Genomic DNA, 23096 nt, shown 5'->3' with positions numbered 1-23096 from the left:
GGCAGCATGGGGAGAAAATCTTCCAATGGGGTAAAAACGTTATCTTAACATCAGAGCCACACGGCCTCAGGAAGGCACTTCCATGCCTCTTGCCGGGACGCTCACCGGCTTGGCCGAGCTTAGGTCGTTACCAGCAAATCCTGGGTCTCATGAGAGATCACCTGCTGTATACTGGACTTGATAATGTCGCAGCCGGCGGCAAGATGCTCCATCGATACGGTCAGCGGAGGCATGATCTTCAGCACGTGGTCTCCTCTGCCGGCTCTTTCAATGATGAGCCCGTTCTCGAAGCTGATCTCCGTCATCCGCTTCGCCCCGGCTTCATCCGTGAAGCCCGAGACGTCAATGCCCCAGATCAGGCCGAGTCCGCGGATCGCGATCGACGGATGCAAAGGCTTGATTTCTTTGTCAAGGAACGAGCGTACAAACTCTTCCTTCTGCTTCACCTCGGCGTCCAGGGCGGCTCTGTCCCGGAACTCGAGAGCGGCCTTGGCGGCCACAAAAGCGAGCTGGTTGCCGCGGAAGGTGCCGTTGTGCTCGCCCGGCGTCCAGAGATCCAGTTCAGGCTTCAGCAGCAGGAGGGACATTGGCAGGCCGTACCCGCTGATCGACTTCGACAGGGTAATGAGATCCGGCTCGATCCCCGCACGTTCGAAGGAGAAGAATTCGCCTGTCCGGCCGCAGCCGACTTGAATCTCGTCGGTAATGAGCAGGATATCGTGCCTGCGGCAAAGCTGCTGCAGCCCTCGCAGCCACTGCGCATCGGCGACGTGAATTCCGCCTTCGGCTTGTACCGTTTCAAGCAGGATGGCGGCCGGCTTGTCGATTCCGGAGTGCGAATCAGTCAGGATATTCTCGATATAGCCGAGCGTATCCATTTCTGCGAAAGCCCCACTCGGGTGCGGCATGAACGTAACGCCGCCCAGAGGAAGCCCCGCCCCTTCCCTCATTGACTTGGAGCTTGTTGCCGACAGGCTGCCAAGCGACATGCCGTGGAAGCCTCCCATGAATGCGAATATCCCGTTTCTCTTCTTCGCCTTGCGTGCGAGCTTCAAGGCCGCTTCCACCGCGTTCGTCCCCGTCGGACCGCAGAATTGAAGCTTGTAATTCAGCTTCTTCGGCTTCAGGATCCGCTCCGAGAAGCTTTGGATGAATTCACGCTTGGCCATTGTATACATATCCAGACCGTGCATAATCCGGTCGGAGGTCAAGTAATCGAGAACCCGGTCCTTGATATAATCGTTGTTATGACCGTAATTCAGTGCCCCAGCACCTGCAAAAAAATCAATATATGCTCTTCCGTCCTCAGAATATAAGAGGTCCCCCTTGGCCCGGTCGAATACCACCGGAAAGCTTCTGCAGTAAGATCTTACATTGGATTCCAGTTTTTCAAAAATGTTCACGCGCTTCATCCTCCATCGGAATTGGGATAAGGTTGGTTACAACCTTTCTGAACCTTCTGACGTCATGGAGCAACATATTCTCGGCTGTCATTTTCCACCATTGTCGGTCCCCGCATGCAGGCTTTCTAGTAGCCAGTGGACTGGTCTCTCTCGCACAGCTTGAATAGGTATAAAAACCCTTCAATTCTATGCCCTATCATAATAGGAAATATGATCCAAATAGAATTATATCAAAGTTTCGAAGAATGCATAGTAAAGCTTTAGTCTAATTTGAATATTTTGCCATATAAGTGCGAATAAAGAAGAAACGTTGGGAATGGTTTGCCATCAATCGAGGAATTCGACGCGTGTCGACATTCAAAGGGGGGCCCGATTTGGGGTATATTACCTGTATACATTCTCTGCTGGTGCTCCGAATCCTTGCGTTTTCGATAACTTAACATGGTTACCTCATGAATTTCCGGAAGCCTGGCTGGAAACGTGACTGGATGTCAGCTGGATATTCGGCTGGAAAATCCATTGTCTACTGAAACATTCATAACATTCTGTCCAATAATTGATTCTATTTGGTTAATTATTCAGTGATATCTACGAACTTCGCAAACAAGTATAAAAATGGATGGATGTATGAACCTCTAGCCTCCTTGGGTCGTAGGGTTCGAGTCAGTTCCATCCTCTCTCATTTCACTCATAATCCGATCCCGTGGGCTCATAATGCGTCTAACTCGATCTTTACTAACATGTGTATAGCCTACCGTGATTCCGAACTTTGATGCCAAGATGCTCTTGAATGTATCGTAAATCCGTACCGGCTTCCAGTAAGTGAGTGGCGAACGAATGACGAAGTGAATGGACGGTATCTGGTTTTAAATTGAAGCCCTTGCCATCCCCTCCCCAAAAGCCTTTTGTACCGTTCGCTCCGCAAATACCGCTTATACTCACCTTACTCACTCTTCCCTAGAATATCGAGGCTGTGTAATATTGGTTGGAAATATTAACTTACATAGAGATGCCCCGATACTTTCGGTAAAAACATAACGATGGCTTATTCTCATCATTACGAGTCAATGTGTCCTTATTAGGTGAATCCAGTCCATATTTGTCTTGCAGAAACCTTATCAACTTGCAGATAGATGTTTACCTGTTCATCACTCTGTATGCTGCGGTCATCAAGACAATGAGTCGTAAATTCCCCTTATATAAGTTGTGATTACTTGATCATAATCGGGATACATGTATCCGTGATGTTCAGCTACAGCTTTCGAGTATTTCCGAAATAGCTCACAGCAAGCAAATAAAGATTGCCACATGCTTGGATAGCTGCTCTCAGCATACGTTGCGAGTAACGTCTCCCAATCTTCAGGTGGCAAGTAACGATCTATAAACTTATAGTTTTTCCCCACGCTAAAGGTATAACCTCGCTCTGCGCCAATGTGCCATGCCATCATTCTTAGCAAATTAGGACGGGCGACTTCGTGCAGATGGTCAATGGCGAACAGGATTTCTTTACGCTCCAATCCCTTTACAACGTAGGTCGACACCATCCAAAACTCATTGCAGCAGTCATCGTATTCTCTTGCGCTCGGTTTCTTGATCCAGTATTGGCTGTCATTCGGCACAACTTTATTAGGAATAAGCGTATCCTTATCAAGCAGTACCTCAACCAAGCCGTCATTATCGGTGAAATAAGCTTCGACTTCATTCAAAGGGATCAGTGTCAGGTCTAATTTGTTGCCATCCTCGAACAAGATAAGATAGGAAAACCAATTTCCGAGTTCGGGTGGAAACAGCTCCATGTTCTCAGGTTTTTGCATCATTAATCGTGCCCCGAATGCATCCAGCCATTGATCGTTCGCTTTGAAGGAATCGAGATTGGTCACAAAATAAGAAATGTCGTAATCCTGGTATGCATCTGGGGTAATGTTTATATTTGTGCGTGATCCTTCCAGGGTCGCCAATCGGATACGATCATCCTGCTTGGCAAACTCGATGAACATGTCCATCATTTCTCGTTCTTTTCTCAATAGGTTCGATTCTCCCTTCTTTTGCAACTATACTCGAATTTAGAATATTTTAATTTTCAAATCTCTATTTCCTGTATAAAAAAACTCGAATGAATACTATTATTTTGACAATTTATCAAATAATCTCGAAATCATTTACAAATATATATAAAATAAATCAAATATTGTTTTGTTCATGTTAGTTTTTTCCGGTAAGCTGTACGCTGAATTGTTAATTTTTTTCAATATATATAGGGGGTTTTATTTGTGGGCAAAAAAATGCTTTCTGCTTTTTTGGCTGGGTTGATGTTATTTTTAATGATCCCAGTGACAACGGTTTTCGGGGCGGCAAAGGTTGGGGAGACATTGGTGAAGCCTGAAGAAGGATGGACAAGATATTCGTATAAGTCTCCTCAGATTACTTACTCCGGGAAAGGATGGCACGAATATGGAGGCATCGAATTTGAAACCGTCGCTAAAGATGCCGCCTTTAAATTTAACTTTACAGGCACTTCATTCCGTATTATTTCGATTAATTATAGCACTGCCTCGGATAATATTTCGGTTATCATTGACGGTAAAGAGGCAAAAACACTTTCATTAAAAGGACCTTCGGATTATACACATAGACTGAAATATGAGGTTACCGGATTGTCCGATAAAGAACATTCCGTGCAATTTATTAACAATAAAGATAATGAATATATTATTCTTCAAGGAATCGATCTTCCGGCTTCGGCAGAGTTGAAACCTTTCAACCCTGACATTCCTTTTACTGAACCGGTTCTGGACGTTACGTCTGTTTCGGATCGCGTGTATCTTAACGAAGAGTTTACAGTGCAGCTAGCGTTAAACAACGTGCAAAATATTTATGCAGAAGATTTTACGATCGACTACGACAAAACTCGTTTTCAACTCGTTGGCTTCGAAACGACTGACAAAATGATGATCGTGCATCACAGTGATGATCCATTGCGGTTTATTACGGCAAGTAAGGGTAAAGCTAATGGGATCAATGGCGACGGCGTTCTCTTACATCTAAAATTCAAGGCAATCGGCTTAGGAAAAGGCAAGGTAGATGCGACCAAGGCGAAAATTGCGGACAATGGAAAAACTGAACTCACATTAGCAACCGAGAATGTCGGTGAGAAAACGATTGAAGTTATCGCGAACGCCAATACGAATTTTAGCCTGAAACACCTGGGACAACTCGCTTACTATTATGAGGATGATAAGTCCAATCTTACTACCGATTTGAAAGATTTGTTAGGACAAGCTGGTTCTATCGGTGATGTGGATCTTAATAAACTCGTACAAGAGATTTTGGCGAATCCGAACTATGATTTCAATAAATAATAACGAAAAAACTTATGCTCACGGAAGGTTTCCCGTATAAGAAATCTCCGTAGCATAAGCTGCAACTGGCGTCGGCATCAAACCGGCGTCAGTTTTTTCTGTTCCATTTACAGAAATATGATTCCGTTCCTCTAACATCTACTATAAAATAAAGTATGTTATCGTAGGAATCTCCTACTATGATTGCCGTTGGACTTATGAATTGGAGGAGAAATCGATGACGTGTGAAAATAGGCAATTTCCAAACAGTATCTTTAATATTGATCGTACCTATACCGCACATCTGATGAAGGCGATCGAAGCGGCTCAGGCGAAAGCGGATGAGTTGGGTCTGGATCTCAGCAACTGCTCCATAGACTGTCGGGAGGAGCGTCTAGCACAACAGTCCGATTCCCGCATCCTCTCGTTCTGGTTCTATTCGGAGGATCTAGTAGACTGGATGGAAGGGTTCAGCGAGAACTTTTATGATTTTTCAGTTGCGATTGACCCCGATACAGGACAAGTCATCCAGAGCCTTGGACCGAGCCGACGATCTGCTTACATGAAGGATAACTCTTAGGATTTCACCGGATAATCGTACTCGTGCTGCAGAATAGAGAATAAATAGGAATCGTGATACATCCCTTTGCTCCATAAATGTTCCCTTAAATGCCCCTCCTGCATCATGCCGAGCCTTCTCATGACATTTGCGGAGGCGATGTTATCAGGACGACAGGTGGCATAAATGCGATGCACATTGAGGGTTTCGAATCCAAACCTGAGCAAGGCATGCGCCGCTTCTGTCGCATATCCTTGTCCGTGATAATCACGGTTGAAACAATACCCAATCTCGGCATTACTTCCTTGCAGGTATATCCCACAGCCGCCAATGAATGTATTCGTATCCTTCAATATAACGCCGAACTCATAATGGCTTCGCTCGGCAGCTTGCTGTTGCTCGAGCTGTTCCTCCATATATGCTTTCGTATCCGCTTCGGAATTCGGGCCCCAAAGCATATATTTCGTTACTTCAGGATTGGAGGCGTATTCATGCACGTCTAGCCAATCGTCTCTACGCAAATCGCGGATAAGCAATCGTGGCGATTCCAACTTCATGAGGCATCTTCCTTTATGGTTATTTTGTGGGCAGCTCTATGTTAACTTACCGTGTCATCTGAATGTCCTCATATTTCTGAAACGTCTTAGTCTGATCGTCCCGCGCATACAGCCGGATCTCATGAACATCAAAGGTTTGTCTATCCCGAAAATGTGGAGAAAGTGTTCGCCCCATTTCTTCGAGAATCTCTTCCGACAAACTTTCTTTTTTGGCAACCGTTAAATGAGGGATATACAAATTCAATTCGAAGCAACGCTTCGTTTGTTCTTCAGTCGGCTCAAAAACGGCGACAAGCTTTCGATGTAATTCCATTAATTCGGGAGAATGAGCCCCTATATATAACACGTCCTTGTCACCGAAATAGCGAAGCTCGCCAACGGATACGGAAAACGAACGAAATCCTTCTATTATTCTCTTACATTCGGACATCCAATTCACAGGCAACATCGTTCCTGTCCCGTACGAAAGTTTAACGGTAATATGCGGTTCGACCCCAGAGTAATGGTATTGATTGCGCACCGACATCAATTTTTCATAAATGCTCAAAGGTGGAACAATTCCGAAAAAATACTTCATAGCATTCTCTCCATTCATCCTGATAACTAGCACGCAAAATAGCTGTCACCCGCTACTAATTGACTCTCCCATCGATCCCGATGCCATCTATTCGCTAACATTGCGGTTAGGAGGTGTCGTCAATCTGCCATCCAGCGAAAAAAAAGATGTAACACGATCTGAGGTCTCATGCGTTACGATCCTTCAAGAACCAGTTGGTAAATGACTTCGTCGTCTTGATTATGCTCCTGTTGGTTCACAAAGCCGTAGCTTTCATAAAGCCGCTGAGCCCGCTTATTGTCCTGCTCAACCGTCAAGGAGATCAACCTGCACATGGGATGAGTCTCTTTAATAAATTCAATGATTCCTCCCAATGCCAGTTTGCCGTATCCTTTTCCTTGGCAAGACTTATCGATTTGAAAGCCGCCAATCCAGTAATTATCTGTGCTATTCGGTGTATAGCTGATGTAGAAAAATCCGATCGTAGTCTCTTCATCACATACAAGAAAGGGATCCAGCGCCTCATCCCAAGGCTTGATATATGCATACGTCAGCGCTTCATAAATAGAAGGTACGAATGGCACTTGCTCCTCATGAATCTTAATTTGAATAGCAGTCTCCCAATTATCCCGCGTAACAGGATGGATAGATAGTTTTTTCATAGTTGATCTCCTCATGCTAGTCTAGTTATCAAGTACGTTATGTATCTCGTTCCTATTCATATTCCTTTGTTCATGCCCTATTTACATGAGCCAGCATCGTGATGGACGTTCCCACCTCACCTACTGCCTTGAACCCGAAGCGTTGATACAATTTCACGGCTGCCGCATTGTCTGGATCTACGCTTAAGGATACGCGGTCAACTCCCTGCTCGCTCAATCCAGCAAACAATTTCTTCATTAAAGCGCTTCCTAATCCTTGTCCGCGATAAGCCGGTAAAATTGCCATTCCCAGTTCCGGCACTTCGCTGCTTACAAATCCGTACCCTCGTTTATCCTCACTAAAGTATCTCACCGTGATAGAGCCAATGGATTCGCCTTCGGCATTTTCAGCGATATAACCCAGATCGCCTTCCCTGCCCCAATCTTCCACATATTTCGAAATGGAAGGTTCGTTAATAATATCGCGGCTGAAGGATTCCTTGCCTTCCGGTACATACAAAGATTCATATAGCGTTATCCATAAAAAAGAGATGTCTTGTTCCCTTATTGGTCTAATCGTATATTTCATTCTAATCCCCCCCTCTTATATCTATTAATAGAATTCTTTCTAATCGCTTACGAGCCATGTCTTTGCATCTTCAGGATCTTCGTAGAAGGACATATTCAGTCTGATTCCCGACTTTTTTATTCTTCTTTTTAATCTCCACATATTGAATCTTGTTAACCCTACTATCGACAGCTTATCAATGCATGCTTGTAAATTCGTAATATGCGTGATAAATTGCTGCAGCACTTGTTCCGTAATCGTGGTCTTATAAAAATCCACCCATACCTTCAATCTCCTGTTGGTGTGAAGGATAAATTCCTCTTCTTGCTTCATTAATTCGAACAGCTTTTCTGTATCCGAATAATGGCTTCCGTACTTCAGGCAGTGGATTTCCCCACCCTTGTAATAGTAAGGAAATATCGATCCGCCAGGAGATTTCATACTGAATCACTTCCCTCTCTGATCTAAGAGTTATTCGAACGAAAATCCTGTATTACCTTCTTCACAAATGCTTCTTTTCCTGCGGTGTAAGCAAGTTCGTCGTTGCTGTATAACGCTGCGAGGCTCTGCTTTAGCTCGACATATTCTTGTGCAAGATTCGGATTGGCTCTTAATTGGTCTCTGAATAAAAGTAGCGCATTCCATTTCTCGCTATTATGAACAACGACGTGCAGAAAGTGAGTCTTAACCAGATTTTCGAGGCTTGAAAATTTGGCATACACGACTTCGTCCTCAAGCTGTACCTGTAGTCTGTAATATTGATGCTCCCTCAAGCGTTTATCATTAAATGTTGATATGTCCCCAAGATCGTTTACGCCGACTGCCATATCCACGATCGGTTTCGCCTGAATTCCGATTGCCGTACTTCCCACGTGCTGAATGTCAATTACACAATCGCCCAATATAGGGGTGAGAATCGCTTTCTCTTCCTGAAAAGATTCAACGCAACATGGATCATAGTTATGGATATGGACGGTTCCTTTCGAAAGACCCAGCATTGTTTCATACCTCCCGTTTCGTTCCTCTTTACAACAATAACGCGACCCGGACTTAGATAAGATTATCTCAAGTCGGGTCGCGCGTCGCTATGTCATATTCCACTATTATACAATAACTTTACTCACTCTTAGAAGCTTTGTTCGATAAACTTTCGTTTGCGCCCGGTCATCAAATATAGCAACGGAACGAAGATAAGCGTCAGCAGTGTTGATGTAAAAGCGCAGCATTAAAATCATGTGCGCTAATGAACTTGCATGATAAAACATGCAAGTTGGTATATGCTTTTCCGGCTCAGTATTGTCTGGCTAGCGTACGTTTTAAGGTACGATTCAAGATATCAGTTACTTGCACGGTCTGATCGTTAATAAAGAAATGCCCGCCTGGAAGCATATGAACGGTGCAATCGGCCGAGCTGTGCTGCTCCCAAGCATGCAAATCCGGCAAAGAAATTGCATCCTCTTCCCCGCTTAATACAGTAATGTTGCAGGAGAGCTTACCCGGACGCTCTTCATATTGATACAAGTCTACAAGTCTGAAATCCGTCCTCAATACAGGAAGAAACATCATTAAAAGCTCTTTATTTTCAAGCAGCTCTTTGGGCGTTCCTCCTAATCGAATAATCTCATCCAGAAACTCATCGTCCGGGAGATCGTAATATTTCGTCCGTCTGCTTTCGATATGCGGTGCTCTACGCCCGGAGAAAAAGATATGCTTGGGCTCAGGTCGCTTCAGCTCCGATATTTTGTGCGCGAGATCATAAGCAATCCAGCTTCCCATACTGTGCCCGAATATCGAGTAGGGGCCTTCATCAAGCTGACTTTCGATCTTGCGATACACGTCTTCGATCATGTCTTCGAAACTGTCATAGAACGGGGTTCCAAAATACTTGCCTCTGCCTGCCAATTCTATGGGGATCAGTTCAATGCCCTCTGCCATATGGGCTTTCCACTTGTTATAAATCATGGCAGACGCTCCTGCATACGGGAAACAAAATAATTTCATCTCTGGCTTCATCTTTACCTCCTAAAATATATAGCTATATCTATAAAAGCATTGATAACGATTGAAGTTACAATCGTGCTGGCACTGACATGCCCGTTCGCACCATTCGCAACAGCTCTTGTTCATGGTCTGGATGACAAGCGATAAGGTATGGCTCTAAATTCATCCCAGTAAACGTTTCCCCATTAAAATCAATGACGGATCCGCCCGCTTCCTTAACCATCAGAATGCCTGAATACATGTCATCTCCTTCAGATTTATACAGAACGATTCCATCCAAATCTCCCTTGGCAAGCATGCACCATTGCAAGGTTGGAGCCCATAGGCGCATCATTCGCTTGCATCTCGTGTCAATATAATGGCGCAAGCCAACTGCGGTAGGATCCTGCTGTACCTTATGCCCTTGAATCCAGCCAATATTCCCATTGTGCAAGCTAGGACAGCTCTTCACTTGCATTCGCTGGTCATTGCAATAGGCTCCATTCCCAACTGCTGCGTGAAATAGTCGATCCGTCATCGGCTCATACACCACGCCCACAACCGGTTCTTGTTGATACATAACGGTGATGGAGCAGGAGAAGAGTGGCATACCAATTGCAAAATTATTTGTTCCGTCCAGCGGATCTACAAGCCACTGCCAATCGCTGCTGGCTCCAATAATTCCTGCTTCCTCACTATGGATTTGATGATCGGGGAAGGCCGCCTGTATCTCCTTCACAATGATCGCTTCCGCTAATAGATCAGCCTCTGTAACGACATCTCCATGCTCATCTTTCATTTCCACGTGTGCGACTTTATCGAACAATTGCTTAATCGCCTGTCCAGCTTGTCGAGCCGCCTTGATTGCTGCATCTCTAGCATCCTGAATGACATGTTGATTCAGAATATAACCTCCTAACTAACTCGATTCATCTTCCAGATCTTGTATACAGTTTACTAGGTTCGAGTTAACTAGGCAATTCATAGATACATCATGTACAACATAATCATTTTGTAAAAGAAGGTGCCATTCCTTGCCTTGAGACAGCCACACGAAAAAAGACTCCCTTCTATAGAACAAAAGTTCATGTTCCTAAGTTACTAATCAGGGAGTCTTTGTGTACACAAGCGATTATATGATTAAACTGCTAATAGCGAATCCCATGCCAATGTATAGGAAACACAATAATATGCCAACTGCAGTATTCCGATTCTGCAACTGCTCAGCTACACTCATCTTCGGAGTAACGAGATCAAACAGCAAATACGTTGCGATCAAACAGATGTATCCAACGCCAAACCATAGTGCCATATGGATAATGGATGAGTTCGTAAAAGCCGACACACCGAGCACAATTGCCGTGCCCATGAACTTGCCGCCCATCGCAAGCCCTACTGCAACATTGCCCTTCTTCAATTCTTCGAAATCATTAAATGGCGTCAGCACACTGAACACATACATGCCGATAAATTGCAACGCCATGATCGTAAGAATACTGATCAAAATATTCACAAATATCATTCTGCCCACCCCCGGAATTTGGCCATCGCTAAATCATAGTCCACAAAATCATGAACTTCCTCCAGCATCACGCTGACCTTTTTCTTGTTTTTGAACTTCTGGTAACGCACGTCATCAATTGGCTGCTTCACCGTATGTCCGGATGGAAGTGTAATCACGGCGAATTGACGGTGTTTACCCTGGTACTCGGTTTTGTACACACCCACTAGTTCAACCTCGGCCTTCAAGTTGAGCTTCAGCTCCTTCAAATCTCTCTCGGCCGCTTCCTTGGATGAGTACGATTTAATCGGTTCCCATGAAGACAAATTAATATCGTTCCCCTTCTCGTTAATAGGGAGCATATTAGCTGTCATATACTTGAGTGTCCATACTTGATCACCAGTCGCATAATTGTTGTCATTCGGCAGCAGTTGATTATCCGGCAGGATTGTCATATCTCCTCCGATGATGTCTCCTACCTTAGCGCTCTCGATCTTATAATCCCAAGGTACCGTTGCTGTATCTAATTCTGTGGAATTGTCGTTACCCTCAGCTCCGAGATTAATGATGTACACGAAGAAAATAATTAGACAAGCAAATATCCCTAGCACAAGCAGATTGTTGATCATTCGTTTCTTTTTTTGCTGCTGAACACGAATGTCGTGATTTCGACTCCCGCTATTTCGATTCAGGCTCATTATTTTTTCACTCCAATCGCTATGAAATGGCTGTTATTCCCGGTAATAAGCCCACCAACTCTGCCAAGTATCCCGCATGGCACCCCGTTGATGACGAACACACCCGTTAATAAATGAAAGGAGCCGTTATGCAAATCCACTTGTGCCATTTCGGCACGTTTTTGATAGACTCTGCTGAAGAATCGACTTGTATCAAATCCATCCTTATCTTCGGTTTCTACATTTCCTTGCGAATCGAATAGCCGCACAGAACCACCTTCGCGGCCGAACATCGACTTGGATACATAGCTTCCGTCAAAGACAGCTTTGTTGTATGTTGGCAGCATGTAATGCGCAATGACTGCATGCTCTTCCTGCGTGAACATTTCTGAGCCTAGTTCATGAATCGCCCAAATAACCGCCTGCAGTCCCTTCGATTGCAAAATGATCGCATGCGGTGAGTTCAGTATCGTTGTATACCCATTTTCAATGGAATAAGCAAGTGCTTCTCCACCTTCGTCAATGGCCATCCATTCCTTCGGGTACAGCGCGAACAGACTGCGTATCGTCTGCTCTCCTACCTTCAGCTCCCCTTGATCCACCCATAAATCCAGACAATCGATGCATCGCATCGGCAACTCTGAATGCTTAACGAGCATGTCAATCGTACCCGAATCTTCTGCATGCTCACCATAACCTACACATGCAGCATATTCAGGCGGATTACTCGCCCAGGCTTCCTTCACTCGCTTCGACATTTCATTATTCGGTGTCTCAAGTCCGTACTGCTTGCACACCCACGGTGTAGCAACTGCTGCTTCTACATACCCCGTTGGGGTATCTGCATTCAACTCCAACAGCTTAATCGATCCATTATGATCGATAGCAAAGTCAAACCGAGCATATTGACTCAGCTTGCCTATTTCATTAGGCTCAATCTGCTCCAAGCCGTCCCATAACACTTCCGGAATCGAGAGGAGTTCATAGAGGTCTCTGCGACCGATAATAAAACGGGCAGCCTTGTCAAAGATGCTCCACAGCTTCGCCGACACCACATGCAGTTCCTGGCTCATGCCCGCATTGATTGCAATGACCTGATCTACCCAATATTGTTCCTCTTCGATATTCGCCCAGTTGAATCCGAGCTCTGCCAATTGCGCGACACGTTCTGCTCGATTCGGATGCGGCTGACCAATGACTTCAAATCCCATTATCCGCCGAACCACCCTCCGCTTTTGGAACCGCCTGACGAACTAAAGCTGCTTGATTTACCGCCGATTCCTCCAGGCGACGAGGAACTTGATTTACTTGATCCAACCGACGATCTGCGAATAATGGAACCCGAGCCGTTCGAAGTAGTAGGTCGAACCCTCGAATTTACGACAGGACGATTCTGAAAACTATCAGAGGAGAACGATTTCGCACGATAAGGTGAATTCGTCCGCGTATCATACACGCTACCGCCTGAAGACCAACTCGTAGAGGAATACGCGCTTCCTCGATTGAAGATCATGTGATAGAGCAGCATGTCATCCCAGCCAAATCCTCCGTGATGGACGTATGTCGTATGAGATGACCCTCCCCCTGACGAGCTGCCTCCTCCGGATGATCCGCTGCCAGCGCTACCGCCAACACTACTGCCTTCTGATTGTTTCTCCTCAGGTACTGGAATGTTCCAGTCCATATTGGCATCGAAATACTGCTTTACTTCCTCTGTCGACCATTCAACCAGCTTCGCCTGATCAGACGGAGCTGCACTCTGTTGACCCATCGCAGACGAACTCATAAGCAGATTGGCGGCGAGCGCAACGCCCAGGGATGTGCTTAATACCTTGAGCGGCTTTGCCGAAGTCGCACAGGATTCAGTCGTCTCTGGACTTGTCGTCTTCTGCTCCTGTTCATTTCGTTCCATTATTCCTTCCCTGCTTTCCGGTATATTTTCAAGGCTTTCGAACTGACTCGACGAGCAATTCAAAATTGCCGGTGTTTACATTCAGCCGGCCCTCCAGCATCTCATATTCCGCATCATTCACGAGCAAATAATTCGCATGTTCAAGCAGCTGCACCATACTGGTAGTCCATGCACGCTCGTCTATTTTCACCAGTTCTCCTGAAGACGTTTTTTCAAGAATTAGGATATTTGATTGCATGACACATTTCTCCCATCTTTAATGATGAAATAATCCTCTTTAGCTTACCTAGTATATCATTTTAGCGTACGAATTGTAGACAAGAACCTCCATTCCTGCATGAAAAAAACCGCTCCAAAGTAAATGGGTACTACAGTCCATTTCACTTTAGAACGGTTCATTTGATGTTTTCGTGAATGAAATGTTATCTAGCTCTTCGTGTTACTAGATCGAATATCTCTATCCTTTCTGACCCGATCCTGGTATCAACAATCAATAACTTGCGTAAGGCTAAGCCCAAGAATCAATGGGACATTATGAAGTAATCGCTATCCTCATTCCCCTACTCCTCTACTCTTCTAATTTCTCCCTTCTTCCTGCAACCCCTCTCCCAATCTTCCAGCCGCCAATCTTCTGCTGCTCATGCCATAGGCGATAGTACGTGCCTTCATGCGCAAGCAATTCTTCATGTGTGCCTTGCTCCGCAACCCGACCCTGCTCCAGCACAACGATGTTATCCGCTCCGCGGATCGTCTTCAGGCGGTGAGCGATGACGAGCACTGTCTTGCGCTGCGTCAGCTTCTTAATCGCGCGCTGCAAATGCATCTCGTTCTCCGGATCCAGCGAGGCCGTCGCTTCATCCAAAATGATGATTGGTGCGTCCTTGAGAATGGCTCTAGCGATCGCAATTCGCTGCTTTTCTCCTCCTGACAACATTGCCCCGCCTTCTCCAGCAATCGTAGCGTAACCGCGCGGAAGCTTCATAATGAAGTCATGGCAATAAGCCTCCTTAGCTGCCTTCACCACTTCCTCATCCGAAGCGTCCGGCTTGCCCATCCGGATATTGGCTGCAATCGTTTCATTGAAGAGATATGGCTGCTGCTGCACCGTACTAATTCGACTTAACAGCTCCTCGCTTCTTATCCCAAGCACATCTACGCCGCCAATTCTTACAGCACCTTTCGTTACATCCCAATAGCGTGACACTAAACCCGCTAACGTTGACTTGCCTGCACCAGAAGGCCCAACGATAGCGGTCAGGCTATTTTCGGGTATATGCAAATGAATATCTTGTAACACTTCAGCATCCCCGTGACTGAACGATACATGATCAAATTCAATCCCGAATGATTGCGGAAGCTGGGGCTGTGCAGGCTCTTCCAATGGCTCCTCATCAAAAATCTCCCTGATGCGCTCCCCTGCAGAGGTCATATAGCGAATTTGAATCAGTGAAGCGCCTGCCACACGAAGCGGCTGATAGAACTTCATGCTGACAACCAGAAAAATAAGCAGCACAGAGACATCGATAACCCCGTCTTCCAGCAAGTAGCAAGCCACCATAAGCAGCAGGATAAACCCAAGTTCCAGCACAATGGAGAACAGCATGACAACAGGCGAAGTCATTGCCTCCACTCGTATACTATCATCTCGCAGTCGTGCCATGGCTTGCTCCAATCTCCTAAATCGCTGACCTGTTTGATTGTGAGCCTTCATCAGTCGAATCGTCTGTACATATTCCAATAGACGCGAGTTTACAGCCACTGCTGCTGATTGCCGCTGCTTGCTGCGCTTTGCCATCACTCGCTGCGACCAGAATAATAATGGCAAGGCGAAGGGCACGGATACAAATACAGCGAGCGCTAATCGCCAATCGACAAGCAGCAGGAACAGTGCGCTTACGATGGGCAGTGTAATCGCCCCAATGAATTGATTGAACAGATGCGTCAAGATCATTTCTACTTCATCCACATTGGCCAAGAGCGTGTGACTTATATCCCCTTGATCCTTCCGTGAAAAGTACCCCATCGGCAGCTTGCGCAAATGTTCGCCCAGGCGCAGCCGCACATCCTTCATGATCAATGCGCCTGTACGCTGTGCATCGATCTGGCCCATACTCGCAAATATCGCTTGGACGCAAAATAACAGCAGCAGAATCGCCAGCCACCAGCCAATTTCCAAGGCCGTAGGCGTACCGTTGAACAAGGATATCAACACCACGAATAGCAGCCCCATTGGCGCGGCATTTGCGACCATTTCCACGATGGTGAAAAGTGTTGCTCGAGTGAATAAGGCTCCCGAACGACCGGTTATGAAGCGTATAGTGTTAAACATAGGCCTCGTCCTTTCCTTCCAGCGACCAATCGTCTGCTTCGCGATGCGCGATCCACATGCCGGCATACAGCGGATTGTGCGCAAGCAGTTCGTCATGCGTGCCCATGCCGCATATGTGTCCATCCTCCAAGACGACGATGCAATCGACATCTGTTATCGAAGACAGTCGATGCGCGATCACGATGACTGTCCGTTGATGCATCAGTCTGCTTAGTGCATCCTGAATTTTCGCTTCATTTTCCGCATCTGCGAATGCAAAGGCTTCATCTAAAATAAGTATCGGAGCATCCTTCAAAATGGCACGTGCAATCGCGATGCGCTGTCGTTCTCCGCCGCTGATGTGCACGCCGCCCTCTCCAATCAACGTATTGTAGCCGTTTGGCAGCGCCATAATGAACTCATGCGCCTGCGCGGCTTTAGCAGTAGATATCAGCTCATCGTCCTGAGCTTCCTCTTTTCCCATGCGCAAATTAGCTGCTACTGTATCACTCACGACCGGAACATCCTGGAACACAAATGACACCATATCCATCAATTGCTCTGGTGGGATCGAGCGGATATCAATCCCGCCAATCTGAATCGCTCCACTTGAAACCTCGTAAAAACGTGCGATTAATTGAGCTGCTGTTGACTTGCCCGCTCCTGAAGGCCCAACGAGTGCGGTCACCTTACCATGCTCTGCCGTAAAATGTATGCCTTGCAGCACTTCCCGGTTCTCATACGCAAACGTGACATTTTGAAAGGAAATATCGAATCGGGTTGGCATGTTCCCCGTGCAGACGGTCATGGAGGATGACAGCTCCTCTTCCGCTAACAGCTGTTGAATACGCCGAACCCCTTCCATGTTGTTCTGCATCATATGAGCCAAGGTAGAAATCTGGCGCAGCGGTGCAGTTAATCCGACACCGAGCAGCAGAAACAATACAAGCACAGGGAAGGTTACACTTCCTTGACCGTACAACCAAGCTCCCAGCGGCATAATAAACAGCAATCCCGATTCCAATAGAAGCAGGAACAGCGTATACAGCGGCGTTTTTTTACGGGCAATCTCGCCCCATAAGGCCGCATAGCTTTCAACAGAGTTGCGATAGCGGGCGAAGGAATGTACGGTTTGATTAAACGATTTAATGACAGGCATCGCATGGACAAACTCAACAATTGCGCCGTTCATCGTTTCCGATAAATGATGCATTTGTTTCATATCCTCTGAGCGTCTTCCACGCAATAATATAATGCCCTGAACCGCATAAGCTGCTGGAATCGGCAGCAAGGCGGCGATCGCAAGCCTCCAGTCCACGCTGAATAAGTATGCTATCGTTAACAATGGTGCCACAAGGGAAGCCGTCAAATCCGGAAGATGGTGAGCGATGAAAGACTCAATTCGCTCCACATCATCGGCTACGATTTTTTTTACACGTCCTGAGTGTTGTTCACTGAAAAAGCCAAGCGGCAGTTTGCCGAGCTTATTGATCAAGCACGCACGCAAATCATAAAGCACATGAAATGCTGCGGCATGCGCCAGCATCGTCGAAGCCCCCATCAAGATGAAGCGCAGCAATATCGAAATAAAGGCCATAAGAATGAGCCAACGTATGTCGTGCCACTCCACAGTCGAGCGCAGCAAGAGATCCGTGATGCGGAACACAAGCACGTACGGAACCAAAGCAAATACAGCGCCTGCCGCGGAGCAGATACAGGAGGCGATTAATTTGACGCGCTGCTTCTGTACCAGCCGCAGCATAAACGGCAATGGTGTCGTTGCCATGATGCAGCATCTCCCTTCCTTATCCCAAACAGTCAATCTAAAACGAACAGCGAATAACTGGAACTATGGATCCATCTAATCTTACTGATCCTTTTTCCCCATAGCCTGCATGATTTCCTCGATCCCGTCGATCTTCGCCAATGCCATTGGCCCAGGCAGTGAAGGGTCTGCAAGCTCATACACCCGGTTGTTCTTCACGGCATTCATGCTGTTCCACACCTTGCTGATCTTCATCGCTTCCCTAACACCGCCTTGGATCGGATTCTGCCAGTTGTTGATGACGAACAAATGATCCGGGTTCAATGCAGCAAGGCTTTCGAGCGTTATCTGACCGTTCGCATGTGCAGCTTCCACTGGCTTCAAGCCAAGTCCTTTATAGAACGGATCAAATCGACCGTCATTCCACATGACGAACATCTCTTTGCCGCTATACATCGTAAATAGAACGGACTCATTCTGGCGGAACGCCAGCTTTTCCTTATACTCCGCGCTCTTGCGGTCGAATTCCGCGAGCACCTGCTCAGCCTTCTCCTCCTCGCCAATGACTTCAGCAATTTGCTTCAGCGTTTCTCGCCATTCTCCAGCCTGCGGGAAAATAACCGTCGGGGCGATTTGCGACAATCGCTCATACTGCTCCTTCATATCATCTGCCGCGATGATCAAATCCGGCTGAACCGCCAGCAGCTTCTCAAGATTGGTCTCCATACCCAAGTCCTGAATTCCTTTGCCTGCGATTTGCTTGCTCAAGCTAGGGAAATTCCGCTCGATAATTTCAATTCCTTGACCGGCAATCGGATACGTGTCCAATACGGCCATATAATCGACAAAGGATATATAAGGCGTTGCGATCTTAAGCGGCTTCGCTTCCACGATCGTCTTGCCGGACAAATGTGTAATCGTTCGCGGGTACGCTGCCGCTGATGCTGCTTTATTGCCCGCAACTGTCTGCTGTACCACTTCTTTCTCTTTGTCTGCATTTTCCTTGACATCATTGGCATCATGATTGCCGCATCCTGCAATCAGCAGCAGACATGCACATAACATTACCGTGAATCGTTTCATTGTTTTCATCTTCTCTACTTCCCCTTTTCGAGTTCTAAAACTTATCGACGACAGTAGTGAGAACCATTATCAATAGATTCATGTTACTACCTTCCGTTTCTTCCTGACCACCAGTAAACGGAGTAGTTTGGCGGTTGTACGGATAATGGCAACAAAAAACTGCCCCACATGGGAGCAGTCATAATTTTATATGTAGAACATGTATTTTCGTTTATAATCTTCCCATGTATTCTTTCATTGAAAATGCTGCCTGCCGACTAAAAACAGAAACAAAATCCATGCCATCAACATTTACCTGCTCAAATTCTGACGGGGCTCCAACATAACCAAGGGGCGTAATCTGTCTCACGATATCCCCGCCATGCTGCCATTTTTTCAACTCCTCATAAGTAAGATTCGTAGCTTCCAATTCCTTTGCCAACTGAACATTCACTAAACTCGGAAAGTACTTCATCATCATTGCCGTTCCGCCAGCCCCTGCGTGGACATCAACATATTGGGGCTGCGGAGATGCTGGCAAGTCTACATGAAAGATAAGAAAGTTCTTGTTATCTTGATCAATTTGCAGCTCATTGGCAACCCAATGAGAAATGACAGATCGGATATCAAGCCCCAACTGTTCTCGCCCTTCCCCAATCGCTTCGTAAAGGGCGATCCCATTCTGATGATCACCATGTATATCTATAAGAAAAACATGTTTTACGTTCCAACGGTGCAAACATGCAAAGATATCAAAAAGGACATGCTTCATCGTTTCTTTTCGAGTTGTAAAGGAGCCTGGGAATCCAATCCCCCTGTCACATGATTGATTCCCCAATAAAATGGAGGAGCAATGATGCTTTCGATTTCCGATTTCTCTAGTTCATGCTTTATCTTTTTGCAAATAAGATGGCTTACGTAAATATCGGTTCCTGTAGCCAAATGAGGCCCTTGTTGTTCAATGACACCCGAGGGAAGCAGCACAATCGCCCCCTTTTGAATACTGCTCTCAATTTCTGTCCACGCCATATCCGCCATCGTGTCTTCGAAAATAGAATACATGGAAGATCCCTCCCTATCATTATGTTTGTATTGTATGGAAAAACCAGAAAATAACAAGTCTATATTTGGAAGTAAACATTTGGTATACTTAGATTGAAATAAGAGTAAAACGTTGTACATATTGCAATTTCGCTCGTAGCGATTTGCACACTAACATACAACTACCCATTTCAACATAAAAAACCGCCCCATATGGAGCGGTTTTTATGTTGAAATGGTGTCATGCGCTTATGACAAGCCTTGTCGATTATTCCTTCAGTAGCTGCCAGAAAGTATCTGGAGCGAACTGCTTATCGGTGCTATTGCTAGGGTCACAGCTGTAAATAAAGACGATACAGCATTCGTGCGGCTTCCCCGCGCGTAACCGCCTCGCGTGCTTTAATCTGTTTATCGGCAGGAACATCGATCAGGCGCTGCTTCACAGCCAAGGACATTGTGGGCTTAGCCCACTTGGATACTGTTTCTTTATCTACAAATCGATTTAAGTACTCCTCCGGATTCGAAGGGTAATAATAATGCTTCCTCTCATGCAGGAATCTTGCGCCAATAGCGATCATTTCTTGGCGTTCTATCGTACGATCCGGCTTAAATGTGCCGTCAGGATAACCTTCGACGATATGATTTTTTTCGGAAGAAGCGATAAATGGATGATGCCATTGCGGCGGCTCCACGTCCGAGAAGCTTTCCTTTGCCGTTTCATCCATAGCGTTAAACACTTTGACCAGCATCGTCGTGAACTCTGCACGGGTTAGCAGAGAATCGGGCATAAAATTGCCGTTTCCTTTTCCAGAAACGATTCCTTTGGAGCCTAGAAACTGAACCGCTTGCATCAACTCTGGATCTCTGCCGTTCATATCCGGGAATGATTTTGAATTCTCTTCTACAAGATAGGTTCCAGAACGATTGATTTCCGCTTCCATGCCGTTTTTGGACGGATTATACTTCCCACCGATCGGCTCCCTAGCCTTCCCATTCACATAGAACACACTTGTATTTGTCGCATCGATTTGGCTAGTAGGCAGAATGAGCTGAATATTACTTGGTATGCCCGAAAGCTCCTGCCCTTGCTCATTTTGAAACTGTACACGATATCCGCCGTTACTCTCTTTCGCCAGACGAATAACGATAACCGGTTGCGATTGGAACAGTCGCTCTGCGGTCGCAACATTGAATACGAGTTTCGCATCCCCTGCATGAACGGTTATATAGTCAATATCCTTCCGGCCCACTAAGCCTTCTTTATTAAGCTTGAACACATATTCATTTGGGTTGGATAAAGTCACAATTTCCGCATTCACAATCAGTTCTCTCGCAAGTGTAATCTTATTCTCTGATAGCGTCTGCTGTATTGCTGACTTCTCCTTAGACGCATTTCCAGCTAAACGTGCAATCAGCTCGGATGTGATCACAAACTGGCCGTTAACAGGAGTCATCTTCTCAGTGCTTGCGGCGGAGATCACAAGCTCTCCTGCTTGTGTCAATCCTTCCACCATAAGCGGATTCTGCTTGTCAATGTCAGGAAGCGAACGGACAGCTGTGAGATACGTATTGGACTGCATGCTGCCACCCATGACATACAGCAATACATAAGTCGTCTCATTCGGTACACCAGGTCTGCTTATGGTAGCGCGCACAACGGTTTGTCCCGAGTTGATCGCTTTTACAACCGGTACACCATTCACATTGGCCAGGGTACCAATGCTCGGATCGTCAATGGTATACGTAATCTGAGTCCCGGGAACCACGTTGGTTGCGATTATCGGCTGTTGTCCGCCAGGCTGCAGCATCGTTATAAATGGATAAAGGCTGATTTCAGGCGATGTTCGTTTTTCTGGCTGAACTACTGCCTCAGGACGCTTCCCAGTTGGTGTCTCTGTTGTTCCAGTACGTTCGCCATTCGGTGTTTCTGTTGTGCTTGGACGTTTACTAATTGATATTTCTGTTGTCCCAGAGCGAATGTCAGCTGCCGTGCCTTTCGTGAACACAACAAGCTTTGGCAAGGAAGCATAACTATTATCCCACGCCCACAATGTCTGGTCCTTTTTGAACGCATAATACCATGTAGAATATTTGTCCCGGTGCTTAAGGTATATGGTAGCGATATCCGTAAGCCCGGGGAATACTTTATCATCGTTGTACACGGACCAAAGCTGATCATTCGTTTGTAAAGAATACATGGTGTCAATAAATTGATCTAGCAACATCATGCGCGACATCATGCTAAACTCAACCATAGCCCGAGCGCCTGTTGCTTGGTGTATTTGCTTGGGAATCGCTTCAGGCTCATACGCAGGCCAGGACCAGACCGTTCCATCTTGCTTGAATGCAAAGTTTTCATAACCGCTTAGCTGTATATTGACGATATTGACAAGTCCTTTGATCTGCTCGGGCCCTTTGTTTTCAGAGATATAATCCGGAAGGTACGAACTTGTACTCCACCTCCATACCGAACCGTCTTTCTTAACCGCGTATACCAAACCGCGCGCAGAATTTATGGATGCGACATCATCAAGCAGCTTGGATTGAATCGGAGTCGACGTGGCATCGCCTATTTCGCTTCCCCAACTCCACACCGAACCGTCTGATTTTAATACGAACAAGGTCTTGAATTTATAGCTGTCGAAAAAATCGGCGACGATTGAAGTTACGTTATCCAAATCTTTGATGGGCGACGGAGTATTCATAGGGCTATGTATAATAGTGGCGTCGGCTTCGCCAGTTTTTGAGTCCCAATACCAAACGGTTCCGTCCTTTTTTAACGCAACGTAGTTAATAATATCTCTACCGTCTATCTCACGCGATTTGTATCTAAATTGCTTCACATCCTGCAAGCCCGGAATGTGGTACATTTCACCTACATAGAAATCTAAAGTTTCTAAATAATCTTTGTTCAAGACCCAAGTCCAAATGCTACCGTCCTTTTTGTCCAGCAACACATTCTCGTCAAGAATGTCGTAATCCTCGCCGATACGTGTATATTGCTGTTCACTAACAGTACTTCCACTATTCACTTTGGCTTGCACCGAACCTGAATGAGCCGTGAGGGTTAACATAAGGCATAGCAACGCTGAAATTAACCGTTTCATTGTCGACCTCCATTAGAAATATGATTGTATCTCAATGCTGCCTTCCGGAGTTCCCAACAGCAAGCCGATTGCCTGTCCTTCTTTTTCAATTTCGTTTCCCCCTTTTTTTTCTATATGTCTT

Annotated in this window: 24 protein-coding genes; 2 read left to right on the top strand and 22 right to left on the bottom strand. The window is 46.0% G+C overall.

Annotated features, from left to right (window positions below):
- Positions 1–119: 119 nt before the first annotated feature.
- The 3 genes from ectB to ant(6) all read right to left on the bottom strand — a co-directional run bounded on the left by ectB (position 120) and on the right by ant(6) (position 3427).
- A complete protein-coding gene (gene ectB, locus BP95_RS0112045) occupies positions 120–1403 on the bottom strand; it encodes a diaminobutyrate--2-oxoglutarate transaminase (RefSeq protein WP_028532285.1) in 1284 nt (427 codons plus the stop codon).
- Positions 1404–2138: 735 nt separating this feature from the next.
- A complete protein-coding gene (locus BP95_RS34245; protein WP_269321445.1) occupies positions 2139–2345 on the bottom strand; it encodes a tyrosine-type recombinase/integrase in 207 nt (68 codons plus the stop codon).
- A gap of 227 nt (positions 2346–2572) precedes the next feature.
- Complete coding sequence (ant(6), locus tag BP95_RS0112040; RefSeq protein ID WP_028532284.1) at positions 2573–3427, bottom strand: aminoglycoside 6-adenylyltransferase; 855 nt, start codon at positions 3425–3427, stop codon at positions 2573–2575.
- A 246-nt stretch (positions 3428–3673) separates the two neighbouring features.
- Between ant(6) and BP95_RS31900 the strand changes: the two genes are divergently transcribed.
- Positions 3674–4762: a cohesin domain-containing protein gene (locus BP95_RS31900; RefSeq protein WP_051614063.1), complete on the top strand. Its 1089-nt coding sequence runs from the start codon at positions 3674–3676 to the stop codon at positions 4760–4762.
- Between the two features lie 217 nt (positions 4763–4979).
- Positions 4980–5321, top strand: coding sequence for a hypothetical protein (locus BP95_RS0112025; RefSeq protein WP_021255913.1), 342 nt, complete (start codon positions 4980–4982; stop codon positions 5319–5321).
- On the opposite strand, the gene BP95_RS0112020 is transcribed toward BP95_RS0112025, so the two are convergent.
- From BP95_RS0112020 to BP95_RS0111930, 19 genes are all read right to left on the bottom strand, one after another.
- A complete protein-coding gene (locus BP95_RS0112020; protein WP_021255914.1) occupies positions 5318–5857 on the bottom strand; it encodes a GNAT family N-acetyltransferase in 540 nt (179 codons plus the stop codon). The two genes, BP95_RS0112025 and BP95_RS0112020, sit on opposite strands and share 4 nt — an antisense overlap.
- Positions 5858–5903: 46 nt before the next feature.
- Entirely contained in the window at positions 5904–6434 is a 531-nt protein-coding gene (locus tag BP95_RS0112015; protein WP_028532283.1) for a 2'-5' RNA ligase family protein, read from the bottom strand.
- 173 nt (positions 6435–6607) lie between these two features.
- A complete protein-coding gene (locus BP95_RS0112010) occupies positions 6608–7075 on the bottom strand; it encodes a GNAT family N-acetyltransferase (protein WP_021255916.1) in 468 nt (155 codons plus the stop codon).
- A 70-nt stretch (positions 7076–7145) separates the two neighbouring features.
- Entirely contained in the window at positions 7146–7643 is a 498-nt protein-coding gene (locus BP95_RS0112005; protein WP_028532282.1) for a GNAT family N-acetyltransferase, read from the bottom strand.
- Positions 7644–7682: 39 nt separating this feature from the next.
- Positions 7683–8063 (bottom strand): hypothetical protein, encoded by a 381-nt coding sequence (locus BP95_RS0112000; protein ID WP_028532281.1) that lies wholly within the window; start codon positions 8061–8063, stop codon positions 7683–7685.
- Positions 8064–8086: 23 nt separating this feature from the next.
- Positions 8087–8620 (bottom strand): GrpB family protein, encoded by a 534-nt coding sequence (locus BP95_RS0111995; RefSeq protein ID WP_028532280.1) that lies wholly within the window; start codon positions 8618–8620, stop codon positions 8087–8089.
- Between the two features lie 292 nt (positions 8621–8912).
- Positions 8913–9635: a thioesterase II family protein gene (locus tag BP95_RS0111990; RefSeq protein WP_028532279.1), complete on the bottom strand. Its 723-nt coding sequence runs from the start codon at positions 9633–9635 to the stop codon at positions 8913–8915.
- 55 nt (positions 9636–9690) lie between these two features.
- Positions 9691–10467: an inositol monophosphatase family protein gene (locus BP95_RS0111985; protein ID WP_331281223.1), complete on the bottom strand. Its 777-nt coding sequence runs from the start codon at positions 10465–10467 to the stop codon at positions 9691–9693.
- Positions 10468–10734: 267 nt separating this feature from the next.
- On the bottom strand, positions 10735–11124 hold the full coding sequence (locus BP95_RS0111980; protein ID WP_021255924.1) for a DUF350 domain-containing protein: 390 nt from the start codon (positions 11122–11124) through the stop codon (positions 10735–10737).
- Positions 11121–11801 carry a hypothetical protein gene (locus tag BP95_RS0111975; protein WP_021255925.1) on the bottom strand — a complete coding sequence of 227 codons (681 nt, stop codon included), beginning with the start codon at positions 11799–11801 and terminating at the stop codon, positions 11121–11123. Before BP95_RS0111975 ends, BP95_RS0111980 begins: the two co-directional genes overlap by 4 nt.
- On the bottom strand, positions 11801–12991 hold the full coding sequence (locus BP95_RS0111970; protein ID WP_028532276.1) for a glutathionylspermidine synthase family protein: 1191 nt from the start codon (positions 12989–12991) through the stop codon (positions 11801–11803). The genes BP95_RS0111975 and BP95_RS0111970 overlap by 1 nt, the downstream gene beginning before the upstream one ends.
- Positions 12991–13692, bottom strand: coding sequence for a hypothetical protein (locus BP95_RS0111965; RefSeq protein WP_028532275.1), 702 nt, complete (start codon positions 13690–13692; stop codon positions 12991–12993). Before BP95_RS0111965 ends, BP95_RS0111970 begins: the two co-directional genes overlap by 1 nt.
- Positions 13693–13720: 28 nt before the next feature.
- Positions 13721–13930 carry a hypothetical protein gene (locus BP95_RS0111960; RefSeq protein WP_028532274.1) on the bottom strand — a complete coding sequence of 70 codons (210 nt, stop codon included), beginning with the start codon at positions 13928–13930 and terminating at the stop codon, positions 13721–13723.
- A gap of 330 nt (positions 13931–14260) precedes the next feature.
- Entirely contained in the window at positions 14261–16021 is a 1761-nt protein-coding gene (locus BP95_RS0111955) for an ABC transporter ATP-binding protein (protein WP_028532273.1), read from the bottom strand.
- The gene (locus BP95_RS0111950) at positions 16014–17786 is read right to left on the bottom strand and encodes an ABC transporter ATP-binding protein (protein ID WP_028532272.1); all 1773 of its coding nucleotides are present in this window, start codon (positions 17784–17786) and stop codon (positions 16014–16016) included. The genes BP95_RS0111955 and BP95_RS0111950 overlap by 8 nt, the downstream gene beginning before the upstream one ends.
- An 81-nt stretch (positions 17787–17867) precedes the next feature.
- Positions 17868–18857, bottom strand: coding sequence for an ABC transporter substrate-binding protein (locus BP95_RS0111945; protein WP_028532271.1), 990 nt, complete (start codon positions 18855–18857; stop codon positions 17868–17870).
- Between the two features lie 202 nt (positions 18858–19059).
- On the bottom strand, positions 19060–19599 hold the full coding sequence (locus BP95_RS31895) for a creatininase family protein (RefSeq protein WP_028532270.1): 540 nt from the start codon (positions 19597–19599) through the stop codon (positions 19060–19062).
- Positions 19596–19889: a creatininase family protein gene (locus BP95_RS34240; protein ID WP_028532269.1), complete on the bottom strand. Its 294-nt coding sequence runs from the start codon at positions 19887–19889 to the stop codon at positions 19596–19598. Before BP95_RS34240 ends, BP95_RS31895 begins: the two co-directional genes overlap by 4 nt.
- Before the next feature lie 311 nt (positions 19890–20200).
- Positions 20201–22975 (bottom strand): S-layer homology domain-containing protein, encoded by a 2775-nt coding sequence (locus BP95_RS0111930; protein WP_028532268.1) that lies wholly within the window; start codon positions 22973–22975, stop codon positions 20201–20203.
- Positions 22976–23096: the final 121 nt, after the last annotated feature.

The organism is Paenibacillus sp. UNC217MF (genome assembly GCF_000686865.1).
Lineage (GTDB): Bacteria > Bacillota > Bacilli > Paenibacillales > Paenibacillaceae > Paenibacillus_B > Paenibacillus_B suaedae.
Note: the sequence above shows the minus strand (reverse complement) of the source record. Positions and strands in the feature narration are given on the sequence as shown.

Bases quoted from the DNA above. Each gene is read 5' to 3' on its own strand.
- BP95_RS0112015 (WP_028532283.1), bottom strand. From the start codon at position 6,434: ATGAAGTATTTTTTCGGAATTGTTCCACCTTTGAGCATTTATGAAAAA.
- BP95_RS0112005 (WP_028532282.1), bottom strand. From the start codon at position 7,643: ATGAAATATACGATTAGACCAATAAGGGAACAAGACATCTCTTTTTTA.
- BP95_RS0111950 (WP_028532272.1), bottom strand. From the start codon at position 17,786: ATGGCAACGACACCATTGCCGTTTATGCTGCGGCTGGTACAGAAGCAG.
- BP95_RS0112010 (WP_021255916.1), bottom strand. From the start codon at position 7,075: ATGAAAAAACTATCTATCCATCCTGTTACGCGGGATAATTGGGAGACT.
- BP95_RS0111955 (WP_028532273.1), bottom strand. From the start codon at position 16,021: ATGTTTAACACTATACGCTTCATAACCGGTCGTTCGGGAGCCTTATTC.
- BP95_RS0111945 (WP_028532271.1), bottom strand. From the start codon at position 18,857: ATGAAAACAATGAAACGATTCACGGTAATGTTATGTGCATGTCTGCTG.
- BP95_RS0111965 (WP_028532275.1), bottom strand. From the start codon at position 13,692: ATGGAACGAAATGAACAGGAGCAGAAGACGACAAGTCCAGAGACGACT.
- BP95_RS0111990 (WP_028532279.1), bottom strand. From the start codon at position 9,635: ATGAAGCCAGAGATGAAATTATTTTGTTTCCCGTATGCAGGAGCGTCT.
- BP95_RS0111980 (WP_021255924.1), bottom strand. From the start codon at position 11,124: ATGATATTTGTGAATATTTTGATCAGTATTCTTACGATCATGGCGTTG.
- BP95_RS0112025 (WP_021255913.1), top strand. From the start codon at position 4,980: ATGACGTGTGAAAATAGGCAATTTCCAAACAGTATCTTTAATATTGAT.
- BP95_RS34240 (WP_028532269.1), bottom strand. From the start codon at position 19,889: ATGTATTCTATTTTCGAAGACACGATGGCGGATATGGCGTGGACAGAA.
- BP95_RS0111970 (WP_028532276.1), bottom strand. From the start codon at position 12,991: ATGGGATTTGAAGTCATTGGTCAGCCGCATCCGAATCGAGCAGAACGT.
- BP95_RS0112020 (WP_021255914.1), bottom strand. From the start codon at position 5,857: ATGAAGTTGGAATCGCCACGATTGCTTATCCGCGATTTGCGTAGAGAC.
- BP95_RS31895 (WP_028532270.1), bottom strand. From the start codon at position 19,599: ATGAAGCATGTCCTTTTTGATATCTTTGCATGTTTGCACCGTTGGAAC.
- BP95_RS0111960 (WP_028532274.1), bottom strand. From the start codon at position 13,930: ATGCAATCAAATATCCTAATTCTTGAAAAAACGTCTTCAGGAGAACTG.
- BP95_RS0111930 (WP_028532268.1), bottom strand. From the start codon at position 22,975: ATGAAACGGTTAATTTCAGCGTTGCTATGCCTTATGTTAACCCTCACG.
- BP95_RS0111995 (WP_028532280.1), bottom strand. From the start codon at position 8,620: ATGCTGGGTCTTTCGAAAGGAACCGTCCATATCCATAACTATGATCCA.
- BP95_RS0111975 (WP_021255925.1), bottom strand. From the start codon at position 11,801: ATGAGCCTGAATCGAAATAGCGGGAGTCGAAATCACGACATTCGTGTT.
- BP95_RS0112000 (WP_028532281.1), bottom strand. From the start codon at position 8,063: ATGAAATCTCCTGGCGGATCGATATTTCCTTACTATTACAAGGGTGGG.